Raw genomic sequence first — 17,623 nt, 5'->3', positions numbered from 1 at the left:
CGGCCGCCACCTCGCCGGGTGCGGCGCCGGCCCGCGCGGGCGCGGCGCCGTCGTCGGCCGGCAGCCGCGCCGCGCGCAGCAGCGCCCAGCCGAGCGTCGCGAACAGCCCGACCACCAGCAGCAGCACGGTGCTGCTGCCGACCGCCCACAGCCATCTCGGCGTGTCCGGCTTGCGCTCGCGCTGCAGCAGCACCGGGTCGTGCACGAGCGGCCGCTCGACCAGGCGTCTGGCCGGGATCGCGCCGACCGGGATCGCCGGATCGGCCGGCAGCCGCACGCCGACGCTGGCGGTCGTCGTGCCGCGCTGCAGGCGGATCAGCGCCTTCGCGTTGCCGGCGATCTGCAGCGGCACGGTCGTTCTGTAGACGCCCTCGGAGACGCGCTCCAGCTGCTCGGTCACGACGCCCTCGCCGTGCTGCCAGCTGAGCCCCTGGACCCAGTCGGCGTGCTCGGCGACGTCGCGCGGGGTGAAGGTGGCGGTGACGTGCGCGGTGCCGTCGCCCTGCGGCGTCAGCGCCAACTGCACGCGCGCGCCGTCCGGCGCGTGGGTGGGGAGGAGCGAGCCGAGCACGGCGAGCGCGACCGCCACGCCGGCCGTCGCCGGCAGCCACGACCAGCGTGCGCGGACGGCGGCGTCGCGCGTCAGGCAGCGCGTCACGAAGACGGCGATCACGGCGCCCGCGAGCGCGACCGGCACAGCGCGCACCATCGCCGGGCCGACGAGGTGGCCGGGCCAAGACAGGGGCATCCAGGCGTGCGACCAACCCCATTCGGCGACGACGCCGACGGTGCCGATCAACAGCGCCGAGAGGGCGGCGAACGGGTACGGCGAGCGACCGGCGCGCAGCAGCGCCAGCGCCGCCAGCTCGACCAGCGCCGCCTCGGCGAGGTAGAGCGGGAAGTGGTGCGTGAGCGTGCCGAAGATCGGCCCGACGATCACGGTCAGCAGCCCGCTCAGCACGATCGAGCCGACGGCGGCCAGCAGCGCCGCGCCGGCGCCGCAGGCGAGCCGCACCGCGACCAGCGCCAGCGACGCCGTCAGCGCGATCAGCACGGGGTGGAACATCAGCCGGAACTGCGGGACGCCGTAGCCGAACTCCTGCTGGTAGGCGATCGTCATGCCGGTCAGCACGACGGCGGCGGCGCTCGCTCCGAGCAGCTTCGGGACCGCGCCGGGCACGCGCCCGGCGGACCGCTGCGCGGCGGCGGTGACGGTGCGGCCCTCGCGCGCCAGCACGAGCGCGGAGGCGAAGACGAGCAGGCCGCCGGTGATCAGCACGAGATGGGTCGGCCCCCACAGCGTCACGTCCTGACCGAATATGCGGTGCCAGACGTCGTCGAGCGGGAAGGCGAGCATCGCTGCCGAGCCCGACAGCAGCATCGCGACACCTCCCGCTGGCACCGTCCAACCCTCGACGACACGGATTCCTGACGCCGGTCCCTCGTCCGCGGTCGGCAGCACGACGGCGAGCCAACCGCTCGCGAGCATCACCAGCAGCCCGAGGAAGATCATGTAGTGCGAGGGGTTGGCGAACGGTCCCTCGTCGCGGCCGGCGGAGATGTGCAGCGCGACGTCCCAGACGAAGCCGACGCCGGCCAGCAGCAGGCCGAGGCCCGCGACCAGCAGCGGCAGGCCAGCCCAGCCGGGCAGCCGCGTCAGCCGCGCGGCCGGCGCGGAGAGCCGCAGCAGCAGCGTCGTGCGGCCGGCGCGGTGGCCGAGCCCGAGCACGAGCAGGATCAGCGTCCAGACGGTCGCGACGCCGGCGCCGATCGCGATCTGGCCGGCGGTCGCGCCGCCGGCCGGCGCGGCCTCGGCCGGCGCCGCCTGCGCGACGGCGGGGAAGGCGGCGAGCAGCAGCGTGACGAGCGCGAGCAGGCGCGACATCGAGACCTCCGGTGACCAGCGACGAGATGACACGGTCTCGTGAACCATACATGGATCCATGCACAGATGTGACACGGATCCATGTACAGTTGTCGCCATGGCACACGACGTGGTGATCATCGGCGCCGGCTTCGGCGGCCTCGGGATGGCGATGCGCCTGAAGGAGCAGGGGATCGACGACTTCGAGCTGCTGGAGCGGGCCGACGACGTCGGCGGCGTCTGGCGGGCGAACACCTACCCGGGCTGCGGCTGCGACGTGCCCTCGCCGCTCTACTCGTTCTCGTTCGCGCCGAACCCGGAGTGGACGCGGCTGTTCTCGCGCCAGCAGGAGATCCACGACTACCTGCGCCGCTGCGCCGACGAGCACGACCTGCGCCGCCACATCCGCTTCGGCTGCGACGTGCGCGGCGCCGCCTGGGACGACGACGCGCAGCTGTGGCGGATCGACACCTCGCACGGGCCGCGCACCGCGCGCGTGCTGGTCGCCGCGCTCGGCCCGCTGACCGAGCCGGCGCTGCCCGACGTGCCCGGCCTCGCCGACTTCCCCGGCGAGCTCTTCCACTCGGCGCAGTGGAGACACGAGATCCCGCTCGCCGGCAAGCGCGTCGCCGTCGTCGGCACCGGCGCCTCGGCGATCCAGTTCGTGCCGAGGATCCAGCCGCAGGTCGGCTCGCTGCACCTCTTCCAGCGCACGCCCGCGTGGGTGCTGCCGCACATCGACCACCCGACCGGCCGCGTCCAGCGGCGGCTGCTGCGGCGCTTCCCCGCGCTCGGGCGGCTGCAGCGCTCCGCCGTCTACTGGGGGATGGAGGCGCTCGTCACCTCGCTGCTGCGCAAGGCGCCGACGCTCAGAGCGCTGGAGGTCGCGGCCCGCCTCAACCTCCGCCGCCACGTCCCCGACCGCGCGCTGCGCCGCCGCCTGACGCCCGACTTCCGCCTCGGCTGCAAGCGGATCCTCGCCTCCAACACGTACTACAGAGCGCTCGCGGCGCCGAACGCCGAGGTGCTCAGCGGCGGCGTCACCGCCGTGCGCGGATCGACCGTGGTCGCCGGCGACGGCAGCGAGCGCGAGGTCGACACGATCGTGCTGGCGACCGGCTACGGCGTGCTCGGCGGCCCCGCCTACCGCGAGATCCGCGGCCGCGACGGCCGCGCGCTGACGGAGGTCTGGGAGGACGGGATCGAGGCCTACCTCGGCACGACCGTCGCCGGCTTCCCCAACTTCTTCATGCTGATCGGCCCCAACACCGGTCTCGGCGCCGGCTCGATGGTCTACGTGATCGAGGCGCAGATCGCCTACGTGCTCGACGCGCTCAGACAGATGCGCGAGCGCGGCCTGGCCTCGATCGACGTGCGCGCCGGCGTGCAGAAGCGCTTCAACGAGGAGCTGCAGCGGAAGATGGAGGGGACCGTCTGGACGGCCGGCGGCTGCGCCAGCTGGTACCTCGACGAGAGCGGCCGCAACCGCACGCTCTGGCCCGGCCAGACGTTCGACTACCGCCGTCGCACGCGGACCGTCGAGCTGGCCGACTATGCCGTCCGTGCGCCAGCGCCGCTCGCGCTCGGACAGCCCGGCTGACAGAGCCGTTCGCGTTCCTTACACTGTTCGCTTCGCACACGATGCGCGGATGCGCGGTGGCGGGGGACGGGACGAGCGTGGACTGGTACCTCGACGGAAGCAACCCGGATGCTGTTTCGGAACTCCGGCGGGAGATCGGCGACTACCTGCGCCGGCACGCCGCGCCGGAGTCCGACCTCGCGGGCGCGGAGGTCGCCGTCTCAGAGCTGCTCAGCAACGTGACGCTGCACGCGCCCGGCTCCGCCTGGGCGCACCTCGACTGGTCGACGCCGCGCGCGATCCTCGCGGTCCACGACCTCGGCAGCGGCTTCGAGGCGACGCCGTCGCTGCCGGCCGACCTGCTCGCCGACGGCGGCGGCCGCGGCCTCTTCATCGTCTCCAACGTCAGCGGCTGGATGACCGTCGCGGCCAAGCGCTCCGGCGGCTCGAAGGTGACCGTCGAGCTGCCTGTCACGCGCGCGCCGGAGCGTGACTTCGACCCGCCCAGCCGCCGCGCCAGCTCGCTGCCGGCGCCGCAGGAGGCGCGGCCCGACGGCAGCTTCGGCAAGGAGTCGTTCCTGCGCGCGCTCGTCGTGCAGCTCGCCGAGGCGGTCGAGCGCAACGAGGGGCCGGACGCGGCCGAGGCCGCGATCGCGCAGGTCGGTGCCGACGTCGGCGGGCGGATGGAGGACGAGTACCGCCGCGTCGAGGGGCTCGAAGGCGAGCTGAGCCCGCGCCAGATCGCCGACCTGTACGTGCGCCTGAAGGCCGCGATCGACGGCGACTTCTACGTGATCGAGGCCGACGAGGAGCGGATCGTGCTGGGCAGCCGCGCCTGCCCCTTCGGCGAGGTCGTGCGGCGCGCGCCCGGCCTCTGCCGCATGACCTCCAGCGTCTTCGGCGGGATCGCCGCGCGCAACACCGGCCACGCCTCGGTCGTGCTGGAGGAGCGGATCGCGCTCGGCGACCCCGAGTGCCGCGTCGTCGTGTGGCTGAGGGGCGCCCACGCCGGCGAATGGCGCAGCGCCCACGAGTACGCCGGCGGCTGACGCGCCGCCGCGCGCACCGGCCGCGCGCCGTCGTCTTACGCCGCCGCGCGGTCGCGGCTCAGCAGCCGGTGCGCCTTCAGCCCGAGGCCGAGCCGCTCGCGGTCCTCGCCGTCGGCCGGGTCGAGCCCGCTCAGCTCGCGGATGCGGTCGAGCCGGTACGCGACCGTGTGGCGGTGGGCGTAGATGCGCGCCGCGGTCGCGTTCATGTTGCCGTTCAGCTCGAGGTAGGTCTCCAGCGTCGCGACGAGGTCGGTGCGGTGGTGCTCGTCGTAGCGCACGAGCGCGGCGACCGTCCCCTCGTACAGCGCCGAGACCTCGCCCGGGTGGGTCGCGAGCAGGCGGAACAGCAGCCGGTAGGTGCCGCTCATCACTCTGTCGGCGTCGATCGACGCGTCCGACAGCGCGACGACGTCGAGCACCAGCTCGGCCTCTTCCAGCGCCTGGCCCAGCTCGCCGACCGCCGCGCAGTGGCGCGAGGCGCCGGCGACGCCGAACGGCTGCAGCCGCTGGACCAGCTCGCGCACGCGCTCCAGCGAGCGCGCGCCGCCGTCAAGCGGCAGCAGCGCGAAGAGGCGCTCGCCGGCATGCTCGACGAGCGCGCCCGGCAGCTCCTGCGCGATCGTCAGCGCGACCGACCGCTGCTGCCCCTGCGCCGGCTCGACGCAGAGCGCGACGGCGCCCTCGGCGAGGTCGCAGCCGAGCCGCAGCGCGCGCTGCGCCAGCAGCTGCGGGTCGAGCGTCTCGCCGTCGCGCAGCTGGCTCAGCAGCGCGCCGTGCAGGTCGTGCTCGACGGCGGCGCGCAGCTCGATCGCGGCGACGCGCGTGAGCGTCGCGGTCGCGGCGACGTGGAGGAAGTCGAGCGCCGCTCTGCGCCTGGCGATGTCGGCACTGCTGCCGCTCAGCATCAGGATCGCGCCGAGCGGCTCGCCGCGGCGCGCGATCGGCGCCTCCGCCAGCACGCCCTCGGGGACCTTCGCCGGGCGGCCGCGCATGCGGTCGCCGACATGCCGCGCGATCGCGGCGACGAGCGCTCTGTCGGCGCGCGGCGCGACGTGCGCTATCTGGAGGTGGGGGACGACGATCGCGACCGGCGCGCCGACGGCGGCGGCCGTCAGCTCGGCGACGCGGTCGAGGTCGTGATCCCACAGCACGGCGTCGAAGACGTCGGCGTGGAAGTCGCTCAAGGCCGCGAGCGGCTGGACGGGATCGCCGAGCGCGGTGAGCCGGCGGAGGGAGGTCTGCTGGGGGGTCATGACACCTGCGGGGGGACGAGCGGGGGACGGGCGCGGGGACCGCGCGCGAACGGTGCGCGCGATGTCGGGAAGTCTCGTCTCCGGCGGTCCTGAACTCCATATCCCGATGTCCAAAGATGGGGCCGCTGGGCACCGCTCACGCGACCTGGCAAGCTACGCGGCATGGAGGCGAGGATCTCGAACGAGTTCGACGCGGGTTTCACCTGGGTCGTCGACGAGCAGATGGAGCGGGCGTCGCACGCGATCGCCGACGGCGGCCGCTGCTGGCTGATCGATCCCGTCGCGTGGGAGCCGGCGTTGGAGCGGGCCGCGGCGCTCGGCGAGCCGGCCGGCGTGATCCAGCTGCTCGACCGCCACGACCGCGACAGCGCCGCGGTCGCCAGACGGCTCGGCGTGCCGCTGATGAGACTGCCTGAGACGCTCGCCGGCACGCCCTTGCAGGCGACGCGCCTGATCGACCGCCCGTGGTGGCACGAGGTCGTGCTGTGGTGGCCGGAGCAGGAGCTGCTGATCGTCCCGGAGGCGGTCGGCACGGCCCGCTACTTCGCGCTCGGCCGGCCGCTCGGCGTCCATCCCTTCCTGCGCCTGACGCCGCCGTTCAGCCTGCGCTGCTTCAAGCCGCGTCACATCCTCGTCGGCCACGGACCGAGCCTGCACGACGACGCCGCCGACGCGCTCGAGCAGGCGCTCCAGCACGCCCGCAGCGACATCCCGCGCGGGATCGCGAAGCTGCCGTCGCTGCTGAAGCGGAGATAGAACGCAGAAAGCCCCGCCGAAGCGGGGCTCTCGTCCTGCGAACTGCGGTGCGGCGGCCTGGTCTCAGCCGCGCTTGACCGCGATGCGCCGCGTGATCGCTCTGGAGCCGGCGCCGACCACTCTCAGCGTCAGCGTGCCGCCGCGGCGTCTGAGCGCCAGGCGCGCGCTTCTGCTCAGCCTCACCGACAGCGTCACGCGCTGGCCGGCACTGACCCTGCGGGTGGCTCCGACCGCGAATCGCGCGCCGCCGACGCGCAATGTGCCGGTCACGCTGACCGTGCCGGCCGCCGTGCCGCTGTTACGCAGCGTGACGAGCGTCAGCAGGCCGTTGCGGCTCACCTTCGTCGTTCTCGCGAACGTCGCGGCGATGCTGGCGACCGATCTGCCCGGCGGTCTTCTCCCCGGCGGGGGCGTCGTCGCGACGCCGCTGCCGCTCAGCGCGACGGTCGCCGGCGAGCTGCCGCCGATCGCGCTGTAGGCGACCGTCAGCGCGCCGCTCGCGGCGCCCGCGGCGGTCGGCGCGAAGCGCACGCCGACGGTGCATGAAGCGCCGGGCGCCAGCGTGCCGGAGACGCAGCCGCCGGCGCGCGCGAAGCCGGCGCCGGTGACGTCGACCGCGGTCAGCGTCAGCGGGTTGCCGCCGCTGTTGGTGATCGTGACCGCCTTCGTCGCGCTCTGGCCGAGGACGACGGCGCCGGCGTCAAGCGGCGACGGTGCGAGCGTGATCGGCTGGTAGCCGGCGGGTGCGACGACGGTCGCGACCTCGCTCGTGACCGTGGTCTGTCCGGCCGAGTCGACGACGGTCGTCGTCAGCGTGTGCGTCTGGCCGATCTCGTCGTAGTCGGGCGTCCAGCCGCCGCCGAACTCGTACGGCGCCGTGCCGCGGGTGCCGAGGAGGTTGCCGTCGAGCGTGACGGAGACCGATCTGACGCCGAAGTCGTCGTTGGCCGAGACGGTCGGGACGAACGCCTCGCCGACGACGAGCTTGCCGGCGACCGGCTCGGAGAGGCTGGCCGTCGGAGCGGCGTCGGCGGTGACGCCGGGGGCGGCCGGCAGTCTCGGCAGCGTGCCGCGCGCGAACGTCATGTCGATGCTCGGTCGCGCGTCGGCGTCGTTGCCGGAGATCCCCTGACAGGTGGGGACGCCGGTTCTGTCGAGCGTGCTGGGGCCGCCGATGACCGGCCCGCCGCTGCAGCCGAAGTACGACTCGGTCGTGCCGCTGACGGCCGGTCTGGCGAGGGCCGGGGCGCCGCGTCGCACTGTCGCGTTGGCGGCGTCGGCGTTGAACATGCCGTAGCCGTTGCCGGTGAAGACGCTTCTCTCGAGGCGGAAGGCGCGCTGCGCCGGGTTCGCAGGGTCGACGCCGGTCTCGGCGTCGGTCAGCAGCAGGCCGACCGATCTGCGCAGGTCGAGCGTGTAGAGGTGGTCGGTGATCGTGCTCTCGATCACCTCGCCGCGCGCGCCGGAGTGGTACTCGACGCCCGTCTGCGGGATCAGCGTGCTGGCACCGCTGCCTCTGATCGCCGAGTTTCTGACGTAGCCGTAGGAGACGATCCCGGAGCGCTGCAGCGTCTCGGGCGCGCCGTCGGCGCCGCGCGCGACGTCGAACAGGACGCCGCCCGACTGGTAGCCGGTCACGAGGCTGCTCTCGACCGAGATCTCACGGCGGGGGCCGGCCTCGGCACCCTGCTGGTGATTGGTCGCGACGACGCCCCAGCCGTGCGGTCTGGCCGCCAGCTCGGCGCCGTCGACGGCGCGCACGAGCGGGCCGACGATCGAGTTTCTGATCGCGCCGGAGGCGTTGAAGAAGGCGACGCCGGCCTCGGCGTAGACGTCGCCGGAGCGGATCGTGACGCCGGAGATGTCGACGAACATCGTGTTCATGTCGGTCGCGTCACGCGACTGGCGCGAGACGGTCACGACGTTGCCGCCGCCGTCGCGCAGGTACGGCGCGGTCCCGGCGAGCGTTCTGCCGGGGACCGACTGGCTCGGCATGATCGTCACCTTCGCGGCGCCGGTGCCCTTGATCGTCAGCGGCTTGGTGATCGTGAGGCCGTTGAGCGAGCCGGTCTGGGACGGCGAGCCGACTCCGGACGCAGGTGTCGACTGCTCCTCGTAGAGGCCGTCGCAGACGATCACGGTGTCCCAGGGAGCGGCCTGGTCGACAGCCGCCTGAATCGACGTGAACGAGGCGCTGGGGCATTGGGCCTTGTCGTCGTCGACCGTGTAGGTCGACGCGGACGCGGCCGCCGGCGCCAGCGCGGGGAGCACCGCGCAGACGGCTGCGGCGCGGAGCGCACGACGGAGGGTTCGTTGCGTCATGGAAGTGGGGTGAACCTCGTGTGGGGTCGACAGAGAGCCACCCGTGCGCGAGCGGAGCACGCAGGGGATGGGGCGGCACGGGAGCTGTCTCGACGCCCCGGAAATGGCGCCGCTCGCCGAGCCTGGCTGAGGGCTTGTGCAACATAGTGGACAAAACGTCCAACGCTGCTTATCCCTGCGGAACGTGATTCACCGTGACGATTTGTCCCCGGGGATAGGTGACCGTGCAATCACGGTGATTACGATGGGCGACGCCTGTGAGACCCGGTCGCTCGGGGCTCGGAGCGCGTGAGCACGCTGAGGGTCCAGCGCACGCGAACGAGCCCGCTCCACGAGCGCCGACGCATCGACGGCACGACCGGCGACCTGCCGCCGCACCGGAAGCGCGGCACTCCCCGCCACCCCCACAACTGATCTCACGGAGACCTGGTGACAATCGTCAAAACGCCCATGCGGGCACTCGCGGCGCTCGTGCTCGCAAGCCTCGCGCTCGCGCTCGTCGCGGCCTCGGCGCGCGCCGCGACGCCTGATCCGATGGCCAGCGGGCCATACGCGGTCGAGACGCTCGATCCCTTCCGCGGCGGCACCGTCAACCTGCAGGAGCCCTCCTCGACCGGCGGCGCGCCGGCGGCCGGCGCCGCCGCCGTCACGCTCGAGCTGCGCGGCTCGCTCTACCGCCCGACGAACAGCCCGGCGCCGTCGCCGGTGATCGTGCTGGTGCACGGCAACCACGCCCAGTGCGACAGCGGGAGCTCGCCCTTCTGCGACGTGTTCAAGCGCAACGACCGCGGCTACGCCTACCTCGGCGCGAACCTCGCCAGCCACGGCTACACGGTCCTCTCGCTCGACCAGGACCAGCTGATGTACTTCCAGGACGGTCAGACGGCCGGCATGCACCAGCGCCGCCTGCTGATCGGCGCCGCGCTCGACATGCTGACGAACGCGAACGCCGCTCCGCTGCCCGACAGCGCGACCTCGAACATCGGCGGCCGCCTGGTCGGCAGGCTCGACATGAACAGAGTCGGCCTGATGGGCCACTCGCGCGGCGGCGACGCCGTCACCAGCTTCATCAACTGGAACCGCACTCGTCCTGAGCCGGGCAGACGTTACAACCTGCGCGGTGTGATCTCGCTCGCGTCGGTCGACTACGAGCGCTCGACGCCGTGGGGCGTCCCGTACCTCTCGATCGCGCCGATGTGCGACGGCGACGTCTCGAACCTGCAGGTCGCCCGCCACTTCGAGCGCAGCCAGTACGCGCTGCCGGGCGATCCCTTCCCGCGCATCCAGCAGTCGGTCCACGGCGCCAACCACAACTGGTTCAACAGCGTCTGGTTCGCCGACGGCGACGACTCCGGCACGGCCGACGTCGCGTGCGGCCCCAGAGACGCCACCAGCATCCGCCTCAGCGGCGGTCTCTACGACAGAACGACCCGCGGCGACGCCGACCCGGCGCTGATGGGCGACCAGGAGAAGATCGGCCTCGCGACGATGTCGTCGTTCTTCCGTCGCTACGTCGGCGGCGAAGTCGCGTTCGACTCGTACATGACCGGTGAGCTGAGCACCATCGGCGACGGCAAGCAGATCCCCGAGAGCGCCTGCCCGACCAGCCCCAACGGCACCCGGATCGCGTGCGCCGAGCGGGTCATGACGAGCTACTTCCCCGGCGCGGCGGAGCGCCGCGACGTGATCCAGCCCGACCCCGACAGCCCGCTGGTCGCAAGCGCGCTCGGCACGGCGCTGACGGCGAGCGGCTTCGCGAACCCCTACACCGCCGACGGCGGCGTCCAGCCGCAGCCGGCGACGACGGCGAGCGGGCTCGACTGGTGCAACCCGGAGCCCGACCACTTCGCGCCGGTCAACCTCGGCGCGGTGAGAGGCACGCTGCCGACCGCGAAGAAGGGCTGCCCGCTGCCGGCCGCCGGCGCGCTCGGCGGTCAGACCGCCGCGCGTGAGCAGGCCCCGGTCAACCGCTCCTACGGCCTCCAGATCGCGGCCGCGTGGGACAACCCGATCGCCAGAAGCGGCAGAATCGCGTCGCTGGCGACGCGGATCCCGGCGGCCTCGGGCGACGTCAGCGGCTTCAAGGCGCTCAGCCTCGGCGCCGCGGTCAACTTCTTCGACACGCGCAACCCCGCCCGTGTCGGAGACGCGCTGTTCAACCCGGCGACGCTGACGCAGGACTTCACGATCGCCCTGACCGACGCCGCCGGTCGTGAGGCCGCGGTCTCGGCCGCCAGCTCGCGCTACGGCTCGGCGCTGCACCCGACCGTCGGCAACATCACGCCGCGCGTGCACATCATCCTCAACCAGATCCGCGTCCCCTTGAGCGACTTCGCCGCGCAGGGGGTCGACCTGACGAAGGTGCGCAAGCTGGAGCTGCGCTTCGGCGAGCCGGGCAAGCCGGCGACCGGCTCGGTGCAGCTCGCCGACGTCCGCTTCCAGGAGGCGGTCGGCGGTCCGACGGCGCTGACCGACGGCGGCGGCTCCGCGGCCGGCGTGCAGCCGATCGACCTGATCGAGACGACCGCCCGCACGACGGTCGCGAAGGCCGGTCAGGCCGTCTCGCTGACCCCGACGGCATCCGTCACCGGCACCTGCCTCGACACGATCGCCCCGACGGCGCGCATCACCGTCAAGGGCAAGAAGGTCGTGCGCGGCGTCGCCGCGGACACGGGCTGCGGCGCGAAGGTCGCGTCGGTCCAGGTCACGGTCGCCAAGAGCGCCGGCAACGGCAAGTTCCGCTACCTGACGCCGAAGGGCGCGTTCACGAAGGCGCTCAAGCCGATCGGCGCTCGCGCGCTGGTCGCCAAGGGCGCCACGAAGTGGACGGTCAAGCTCGGCACGCTGCCGAAGGGGAGCTACCGCATCTCGGTCCGCGCGATCGACGCCGGCGGCAACGCCCGCACCGCCGTCAAGGCGGCCAAGCTCGTCGTCCGCTGAGCCCATCCCTCAGCTGACGTCGTGACAGAAGGGCCCCGCTTCGGCGGGGCCCTTCCGCGTTCCTGGATCCGCGCCGCAGCGCCAGCTGGACGTTTTCACGGCACCTTCACCTGCGTCCACGGCGGCGGGGAGAAACTGCCGTCACGGCCGATCGGCCGGCCGCACAGGGGGAGCTCCGTGTTGGGGAACGCGGAGGATGCGGGGACCGGGGCCTCGCCGCACGTGCTGGCGGCGAGGCCCCGAACGCAAGCACGGCACACCGAAAAGTGGATATGGTCGTCGGACCGGGGCGGATTGGGGTCGCCCCGCGATCGAAGGGGAGAGCATGTCCACCGTCATCCGCCGCGCGCGCTCGCGCGCGGCTCTCGCCGTCGTGGTGGGACTCGCGGCGACGGCGTTCGCGCCGGCCGCGCAGTCCCTCGCCGACGGGCCGAACTCCGGCACGCCATGGGTCGCGACGCTCGGCGACTCCTACATCTCGGGCGAGGCCGGGCGCTGGGCCGGCAACACCAACGGCGCGGCCGCCAACATCGACGCCGGCGGCGCCGCCGCGTACTACGACAACGCGACCAGAACGGGCGAGCAGATCGTCCGCTGCCATCGCTCGACCGCCGCGGAGGCGCACATCGGCGGCGGCGTCAACTCGGTCAACCTCGCCTGCTCCGGCGCGCGCACGGCGACCTTCACCGACTCCGACGGCAACTTCAAGCCGGGGCTCGACTTCTACAGCTCCGGCGGCAACGTCGGACAGGCGCTGGCGCTGCAGAACTTCGCCAGAGCCAACAACGTCAAGCTCGTCGCCGTCTCGATCGGCGGCAACGACTTCAACTTCGCCTCGATCATCCAGACCTGCCTGACCGACTGGCTGACGTCGCCGGCGTGGTGGCCCGACTACTGCAACGACGACAGCTCCGTCACGGCCAACTTCACGGGCGCGAACGTGACGGCGGTGACCGGCAGAATCACAACCGCGATCCTCAACGTGCGCAGAGCGATGAGCACTGCCGGCTACGCCGACGGCGACTACCGCATCGTCGTGCAGGACTACGAGTCGCCGATCCCGAACGGCGCCGGCTTCCGCTACGGCGAGTCGGGCTACACGCGCCAGAACACCGGCGGCTGTGGCTTCTGGAACGCCGACGCCAACTGGGCGAACGGCACCGCGCTGCCGACGATCGCGAACGCCGTTCACAACGGCGCCAACGCGACCGGCCTCACCAACGTGCTGCACCTCTACCTCAGCAGCGCCTTCAACGGCCGCCGCCTGTGCGAGAACACGGTCGGCCTGCTGGAGGAGAGAGGCCTCGCGAACTGGAGAGCGGCCGGCGCCGTCGACCAGACCGAGTGGGTCGACCAGATACGGACCGTCTCGACGATCGGCTCCGACTACTTCATCCAGGAGTCGCTGCACCCGAACTGGTGGGGCCAGAAGGCGCTGCGCAACTGCCTGCGCCAGGCGTGGAACGGCGGCAGCCCCAGAGGCGGCACCTGCACCCGCACCGCCAACGGCCTGACGGGCGCGGGCGAGCCGGTGATGACGCTCAGATGAGGATGACCGTCACCTGGAGCTCGCTCAGCGAGCCCTGGGTGACGCTCCTCAGCGGATCAGCACGGGGGTGCCGACCGGGGTGCGCGCCCACAGCTGCGCGTTCTCCTCGTTGCGCACGCGCACGCAGCCGTGCGACGGGCGGCCGGGGATCAGCCACGGCTCGTCGGTGCCGTGCAGGCCGACGACGCCGCCGGCCGGCCACTCGGTCAGCGTCGGCGCGTAGGCGGAGGTGCCGAGCGCGAAGCTGCCGTACAGCGGCTGCAGCCTGAAGCGCAGCTTCTCGCGCACCCAGAAGCGACCGGGCGGGGTCGGCGTCGCGGCCGCGCCGACGCCGACCGGCACGCGCATCACGACGCGCCCTCCGCGGCGCAGCGTCGCCGTCAGCGCGGAGCGGTCGACGACGATCTGCGTGTCGACGTTGTGCAGCGGGCCGAGCGCGCCGCGCAGCACCCAGCCGACGCGGCCGTTGGGGCGGCCCGGGACGCGGATCTTCAGCCAGCGCTCGCCGCCGCCGGGCAGCGCGATCACGCTCAGCACGAGGTAGACGTTCGGTCGCCCGATTTCGGTCTGGAGCTGCGTGCGGGAGACGACTCCGGCGTCGCGTGACGGCGCCTTGCGGATCGTCGCGACGCGCGCCGGATAGGCCCAGTACGACGAGGTCGTCTCGTTCGAGAGCCGCTCCTCTCTGGTGCCGGCGACCGACGTCGCGGCTGCCGGCGAGGCGGCCGTGAGCGCCGCCGCGCCGACGCACGCAAGCATCAGCAGCAAGCGCGCGAGCGGGCGGCGAACTGCTGTGGCGGCGGCGTTCATCCCTTCCAAGGTACGGGATCGGCTTGCTCAGCCATTGCAAGGTTTCGTCAGGTGCAATGAGCATGCAACGGCCATGCAAAGCAATTGACGGATCGTGTCGGCTCCAGCGAACCGGTCAGTCGCAGCCGGCCATCGTCACCGACCTGGAGCTCCGCGCATGGAAGCCAAGCCCCCCGTTCCCGCCCGCCGCACGACGGCTGCCCGCGCCGGCCGCAAGGTCGCCACCGCCACCGCGATCCTCGCACTCGGCGGCGTCACCGCCGTCGCGGTCGCCGCCGACGGCGATCCGCACGCCGCGCTGAGCGCGGTCACGGCGCTCGACCCGCTCGCGCCGCTGCAGGGCTTCACGGTCTTCGTCGAGCAGGGCGCGACGGTCAAGGGCAACGAGATCGAGGGCTCGCTCGCGACCGGCGGCGACCTGACGATCGCCTCCGGCGCGAACTACGGCGTCGGGCTCAACAACGCGGCGCGCTGGACGGCGACCGGTGACGCGAAGCCGACCGCGCTCTACGTCGGCGGCAAGGTCGTCTGGCAGGGCGGCAACGTCCACGTGCTCAACAACAACTTCGCCCACATCGTCGACGGCGCCGGTTCCACGGCCGTCCCCAACGGCGGCGTGACGCACATCAGACCGACCTCCGGCTCCGGCCAGATCGACGTCAACACCTCGCAGCCGACCGGCGCGATCTTCGGCGCCCCCGCGAACGCGATCGACTTCGCCGGCGCCTTCGCGACGCTGCGCGCGAACGCCGTCGCGATCTCCAGATGCGAGGCGAACCTCGCGACGACCAACGCGAACGGCGCGCCGACCGACTGGAGCGCGACCAACCTCAACGTCTATCTGAAGCTGGCGGCGGGGCAGACGAACGTCCTCAACCTGACGAGCGACCAGCTGACGCGGGTCCAGACCTTCACGTTCAGCAACGGCGTGCCGGCCGACGCGTCGCTGCTGATCAACGTGACCGACTGGACGACCGGCGAGTGGGACGCGCCGAACTTCTCCGGCGTCGGCCTCGACCAGGCGAGACGGATCTTCGTCAACTTCCCGACCGCGACGGCGCTGACGCTGAAGCCGAGCGCGAGAACGGTCGAGGGCACGATCTTCGCGCCGAACGCGACGCTCGACATCAACTCCAACAGCAACGTCGAGGGCGCGGTCGTCGCCGGCACGCTCAGCCACACGGGCGGCGGCGAGATCCACGACGCGTACTTCACGCAGACGATCTCGTGCACGACGGACGACGAGCCGCCGACGACGACCGAGACGCAGCCGACGACGCCGACGAACACGCAGCCGACGACGCCCACGACGACGACGCCGACCACGACGACGCCGACGACGACGACGCCGACCACGACGACGCCCACGACGACGACGCCGACGACGCCGACCACGACGACGCCCACGACGACGCCCACGACGACGACGCCGACGACGACGACGCCGACGACGACGACGCCGACCACGACGACGCCCACGACGACGACGCCGACGACGCCGACGACGCCGACGACGCCGACGACCGCGACCACCCCCGAGACGGCGTCCGGCAGAGGCGCCGTCAGAGGCACCGTCAGAAGCGGCGGTGGCACGCGCCCGCGAGCGGCGGCGAAGATCACCGGCTCGGTCGGCTGCATCAAGGAGACGGCGCAGGCGAGAATCGCCGGCAGACAGCTGCGGACGATCGTCTTCCGCCTCAACGGCAGAGTGATCAAGACCGTCAGAGCCGGCGGCAAGCGCAGCGTCGGGATCAAGGTGCCCGCGTCGAAGCTGACCGACGGCGTCAACACGCTGACCGCCCGCGTCACCTTCACGAGCGTCAGCAGAGCCAAGCCGAAGACGCTGAAGCTGAGCTTCTCGCGCTGCGCCCAGGGCGCGGTCCAGCCGTCCTACACCGGCTGAGCGCGGCCCGCCCAAGACGACCATGAGCGGTCGTCTCGCGTGGCCGCCGCGGAGCGGCCCGCTCCCGCCTTCGCCTCCGCTGCCCTGGCAGCGGAGGCGCGAGTCCGTCAGCATGCAGGGCGTGCTCACGGAGGTCGCACTGTGCGGTGAGGTGCGCGCACGCACGCTCCTCGCCCCGCTGCCGAACGGACTCGCGACGCAGCTGTTCGCGTATCTGGTGCTGCATCGGCGCCGGCCGCTGCAGCATGCGGCGCTCGCCGACGCGCTGTGGCCGACCGATCGTCCGCGCGATCCGCGCGCCGTCCTCAGCAGCCTGCTGTCACGGTTGCGCAGATCGCTCGGCAGCGAGGCGCTGCCGATCGGTGCCGTCGTCCGGCTGGAGCTGGCCTCCGACGTGACCGTCGACGTCGAGGAGGCATCGGCCGCGCTCGTCGCCGCGCGCGCCGCGCTCGACCGCCGCGAGCTGGAGCTGGCCTGGGAGCGCGCCGAGCAGGCGCGCGAGATCGCCGGCCGCGGGCTGCTGGTCGGCTTCGAGGCGCGCTGGATCGACCCCTGGCGGACCGACGTCGAGTCGACCCACCTCGACGCGCTCGAGCTGCTCGCGCGGATCGGCGCGGCGCTCGGCGGCGAGCGCGCCCGCGACGGCGAGCGCGCCGCGCGTCGCGCGATCTCGCGCGCGCCGCTGCGCGAGTCGGCCCATGCCGCGCTGATGGAGGTGCTCGGCGCACTCGCCGAGCCGGCCGCGGCGCTGCAGGTCTACGAGGAGCTGCGGCGCGGTCTCGACGCCGAGCTGGGCACGGTCCCTTCGCAGGCGGTGCGAGACCTCCATCAGCGGCTGCTGGGGAGCGCCGGCGCGAACGAGGCCCCGCAGGACTTCGCCGGCGGGGACGGCGCGGTGCCCGCCCGCGTCGATGCCGCGGGGGCCGTTCGCGGCGCTGGCGCGGCCGCTTCCGCCGCACCGCGCCCGCGCGCGCGGCCATCCGACGACGCGGCGCGCTCGATAGCGGCACGCGTGCAGACGCTCGGCCCCGAGGCCGAACGGCTCGTCGAGCGGGCCGCGGCGCTCGGCGAGGTCGCGGCGGTTGAGCTGCTGGTGCGGCTCGGTGAGCGCGCCGACGGCGTCGCACGCGGCGACGTGCTGGCGGCGCTGCAGCAGGCGAGCGATGTGGGGCTGCTGGCGCCGACGGCATCGTGGCTCGGTCCGGCGGTCGCCTTCCCGCACGCGCCCGACGCTGCCGCCGTGCTCGCCGCGATGCCGCTGACGCTGCCGAGCCGGATCGCGGCTGAGGCGCTCGCGCTGCTGGAAGAGGAGGACGGCGACCGCGTCGCGATCGCGCGGCTGGCGTTGCGCGCCGTCCCCGCGCTCGCGCGCGACGACGCCGTGCGGCGAGCGCGCGCTGGGATCGCGCTGCTGCTGCGCGGCCGTGCCTTCGCGCAGGCGGCGGCGCTCGCCGAGCAGGCGCTCGCGGCCGGACCCGGCCGGCGCGACCGCGTCGAGCTGCTGCTGGAGCTGGGGCGCGCGCTGCGGCGCGACGATCCCGACCGCGCCTGGCGCGCGGCCGTCTCCGCCTACGAGGCGGCGCGCGAGCTGGACGACC

General features: G+C 73.2%; 11 protein-coding genes. 7 read left to right on the top strand and 4 right to left on the bottom strand.

The genetic code is table 11. The features are described from left to right. Positions 1 to 1,918: hypothetical protein (locus tag R7226_RS27630; RefSeq protein ID WP_318600623.1), on the bottom strand; the 1,918-nt coding region annotated here is incomplete at its 3' end. Between the two features lie 64 nt (positions 1,919 to 1,982). Between R7226_RS27630 and R7226_RS27625 the strand changes: the two genes are divergently transcribed. Further along, positions 1,983 to 3,464: a flavin-containing monooxygenase gene (locus tag R7226_RS27625; RefSeq protein WP_318600622.1), complete on the top strand. Its 1,482-nt coding sequence runs from the start codon at positions 1,983 to 1,985 to the stop codon at positions 3,462 to 3,464. 77 nt (positions 3,465 to 3,541) lie between these two features. After that, positions 3,542 to 4,492 carry a methanogen output domain 1-containing protein gene (locus R7226_RS27620; RefSeq protein WP_318600621.1) on the top strand — a complete coding sequence of 317 codons (951 nt, stop codon included), beginning with the start codon at positions 3,542 to 3,544 and terminating at the stop codon, positions 4,490 to 4,492. Between the two features lie 35 nt (positions 4,493 to 4,527). Here the strand turns inward: R7226_RS27620 and R7226_RS27615 are convergent, their stop codons facing one another. Then, positions 4,528 to 5,745, bottom strand: a complete 1,218-nt coding sequence (locus tag R7226_RS27615) for a PucR family transcriptional regulator (protein WP_318600620.1) — start codon at positions 5,743 to 5,745, stop codon at positions 4,528 to 4,530. Between the two features lie 162 nt (positions 5,746 to 5,907). On the opposite strand from R7226_RS27615, the gene R7226_RS27610 reads away from it, so the two are divergent. Further along, positions 5,908 to 6,501 (top strand): hypothetical protein, encoded by a 594-nt coding sequence (locus R7226_RS27610; protein ID WP_318600619.1) that lies wholly within the window; start codon positions 5,908 to 5,910, stop codon positions 6,499 to 6,501. 63 nt (positions 6,502 to 6,564) lie between these two features. Here the strand turns inward: R7226_RS27610 and R7226_RS27605 are convergent, their stop codons facing one another. Next, entirely contained in the window at positions 6,565 to 8,823 is a 2,259-nt protein-coding gene (locus R7226_RS27605) for a choice-of-anchor D domain-containing protein (RefSeq protein WP_318600618.1), read from the bottom strand. A 450-nt stretch (positions 8,824 to 9,273) separates the two neighbouring features. Here R7226_RS27605 and R7226_RS27600 point away from each other — a divergent pair, with 450 nt between their 5' ends. Both R7226_RS27600 and R7226_RS27595 read left to right on the top strand, forming a co-directional pair. Beyond that, positions 9,274 to 11,763 carry an alpha/beta hydrolase gene (locus R7226_RS27600; protein WP_318600617.1) on the top strand — a complete coding sequence of 830 codons (2,490 nt, stop codon included), beginning with the start codon at positions 9,274 to 9,276 and terminating at the stop codon, positions 11,761 to 11,763. Between the two features lie 325 nt (positions 11,764 to 12,088). Next, entirely contained in the window at positions 12,089 to 13,312 is a 1,224-nt protein-coding gene (locus R7226_RS27595) for an SGNH/GDSL hydrolase family protein (protein WP_318600616.1), read from the top strand. Between the two features lie 48 nt (positions 13,313 to 13,360). Here R7226_RS27595 and R7226_RS27590 read toward each other — a convergent pair whose 3' ends face one another. Beyond that, a complete protein-coding gene (locus tag R7226_RS27590) occupies positions 13,361 to 14,122 on the bottom strand; it encodes a L,D-transpeptidase (RefSeq protein ID WP_318600615.1) in 762 nt (253 codons plus the stop codon). A 157-nt stretch (positions 14,123 to 14,279) separates the two neighbouring features. On the opposite strand from R7226_RS27590, the gene R7226_RS27585 reads away from it, so the two are divergent. Next, positions 14,280 to 16,025, top strand: a complete 1,746-nt coding sequence (locus tag R7226_RS27585; protein ID WP_318600614.1) for a choice-of-anchor A family protein — start codon at positions 14,280 to 14,282, stop codon at positions 16,023 to 16,025. Positions 16,026 to 16,146: 121 nt separating this feature from the next. Next, the coding region (locus tag R7226_RS27580; protein ID WP_318600613.1) for an AfsR/SARP family transcriptional regulator at positions 16,147 to 17,623 on the top strand (1,477 nt) is incomplete at its 3' end.

The sequence above is a fragment of the Conexibacter stalactiti genome, assembly GCF_033542075.1.
Taxonomy (GTDB): domain Bacteria; phylum Actinomycetota; class Thermoleophilia; order Solirubrobacterales; family Solirubrobacteraceae; genus Conexibacter; species Conexibacter stalactiti.
The sequence above is the reverse complement of the archived record's forward strand: the minus strand, read 5'-3'. Positions and strand labels throughout refer to the sequence as shown.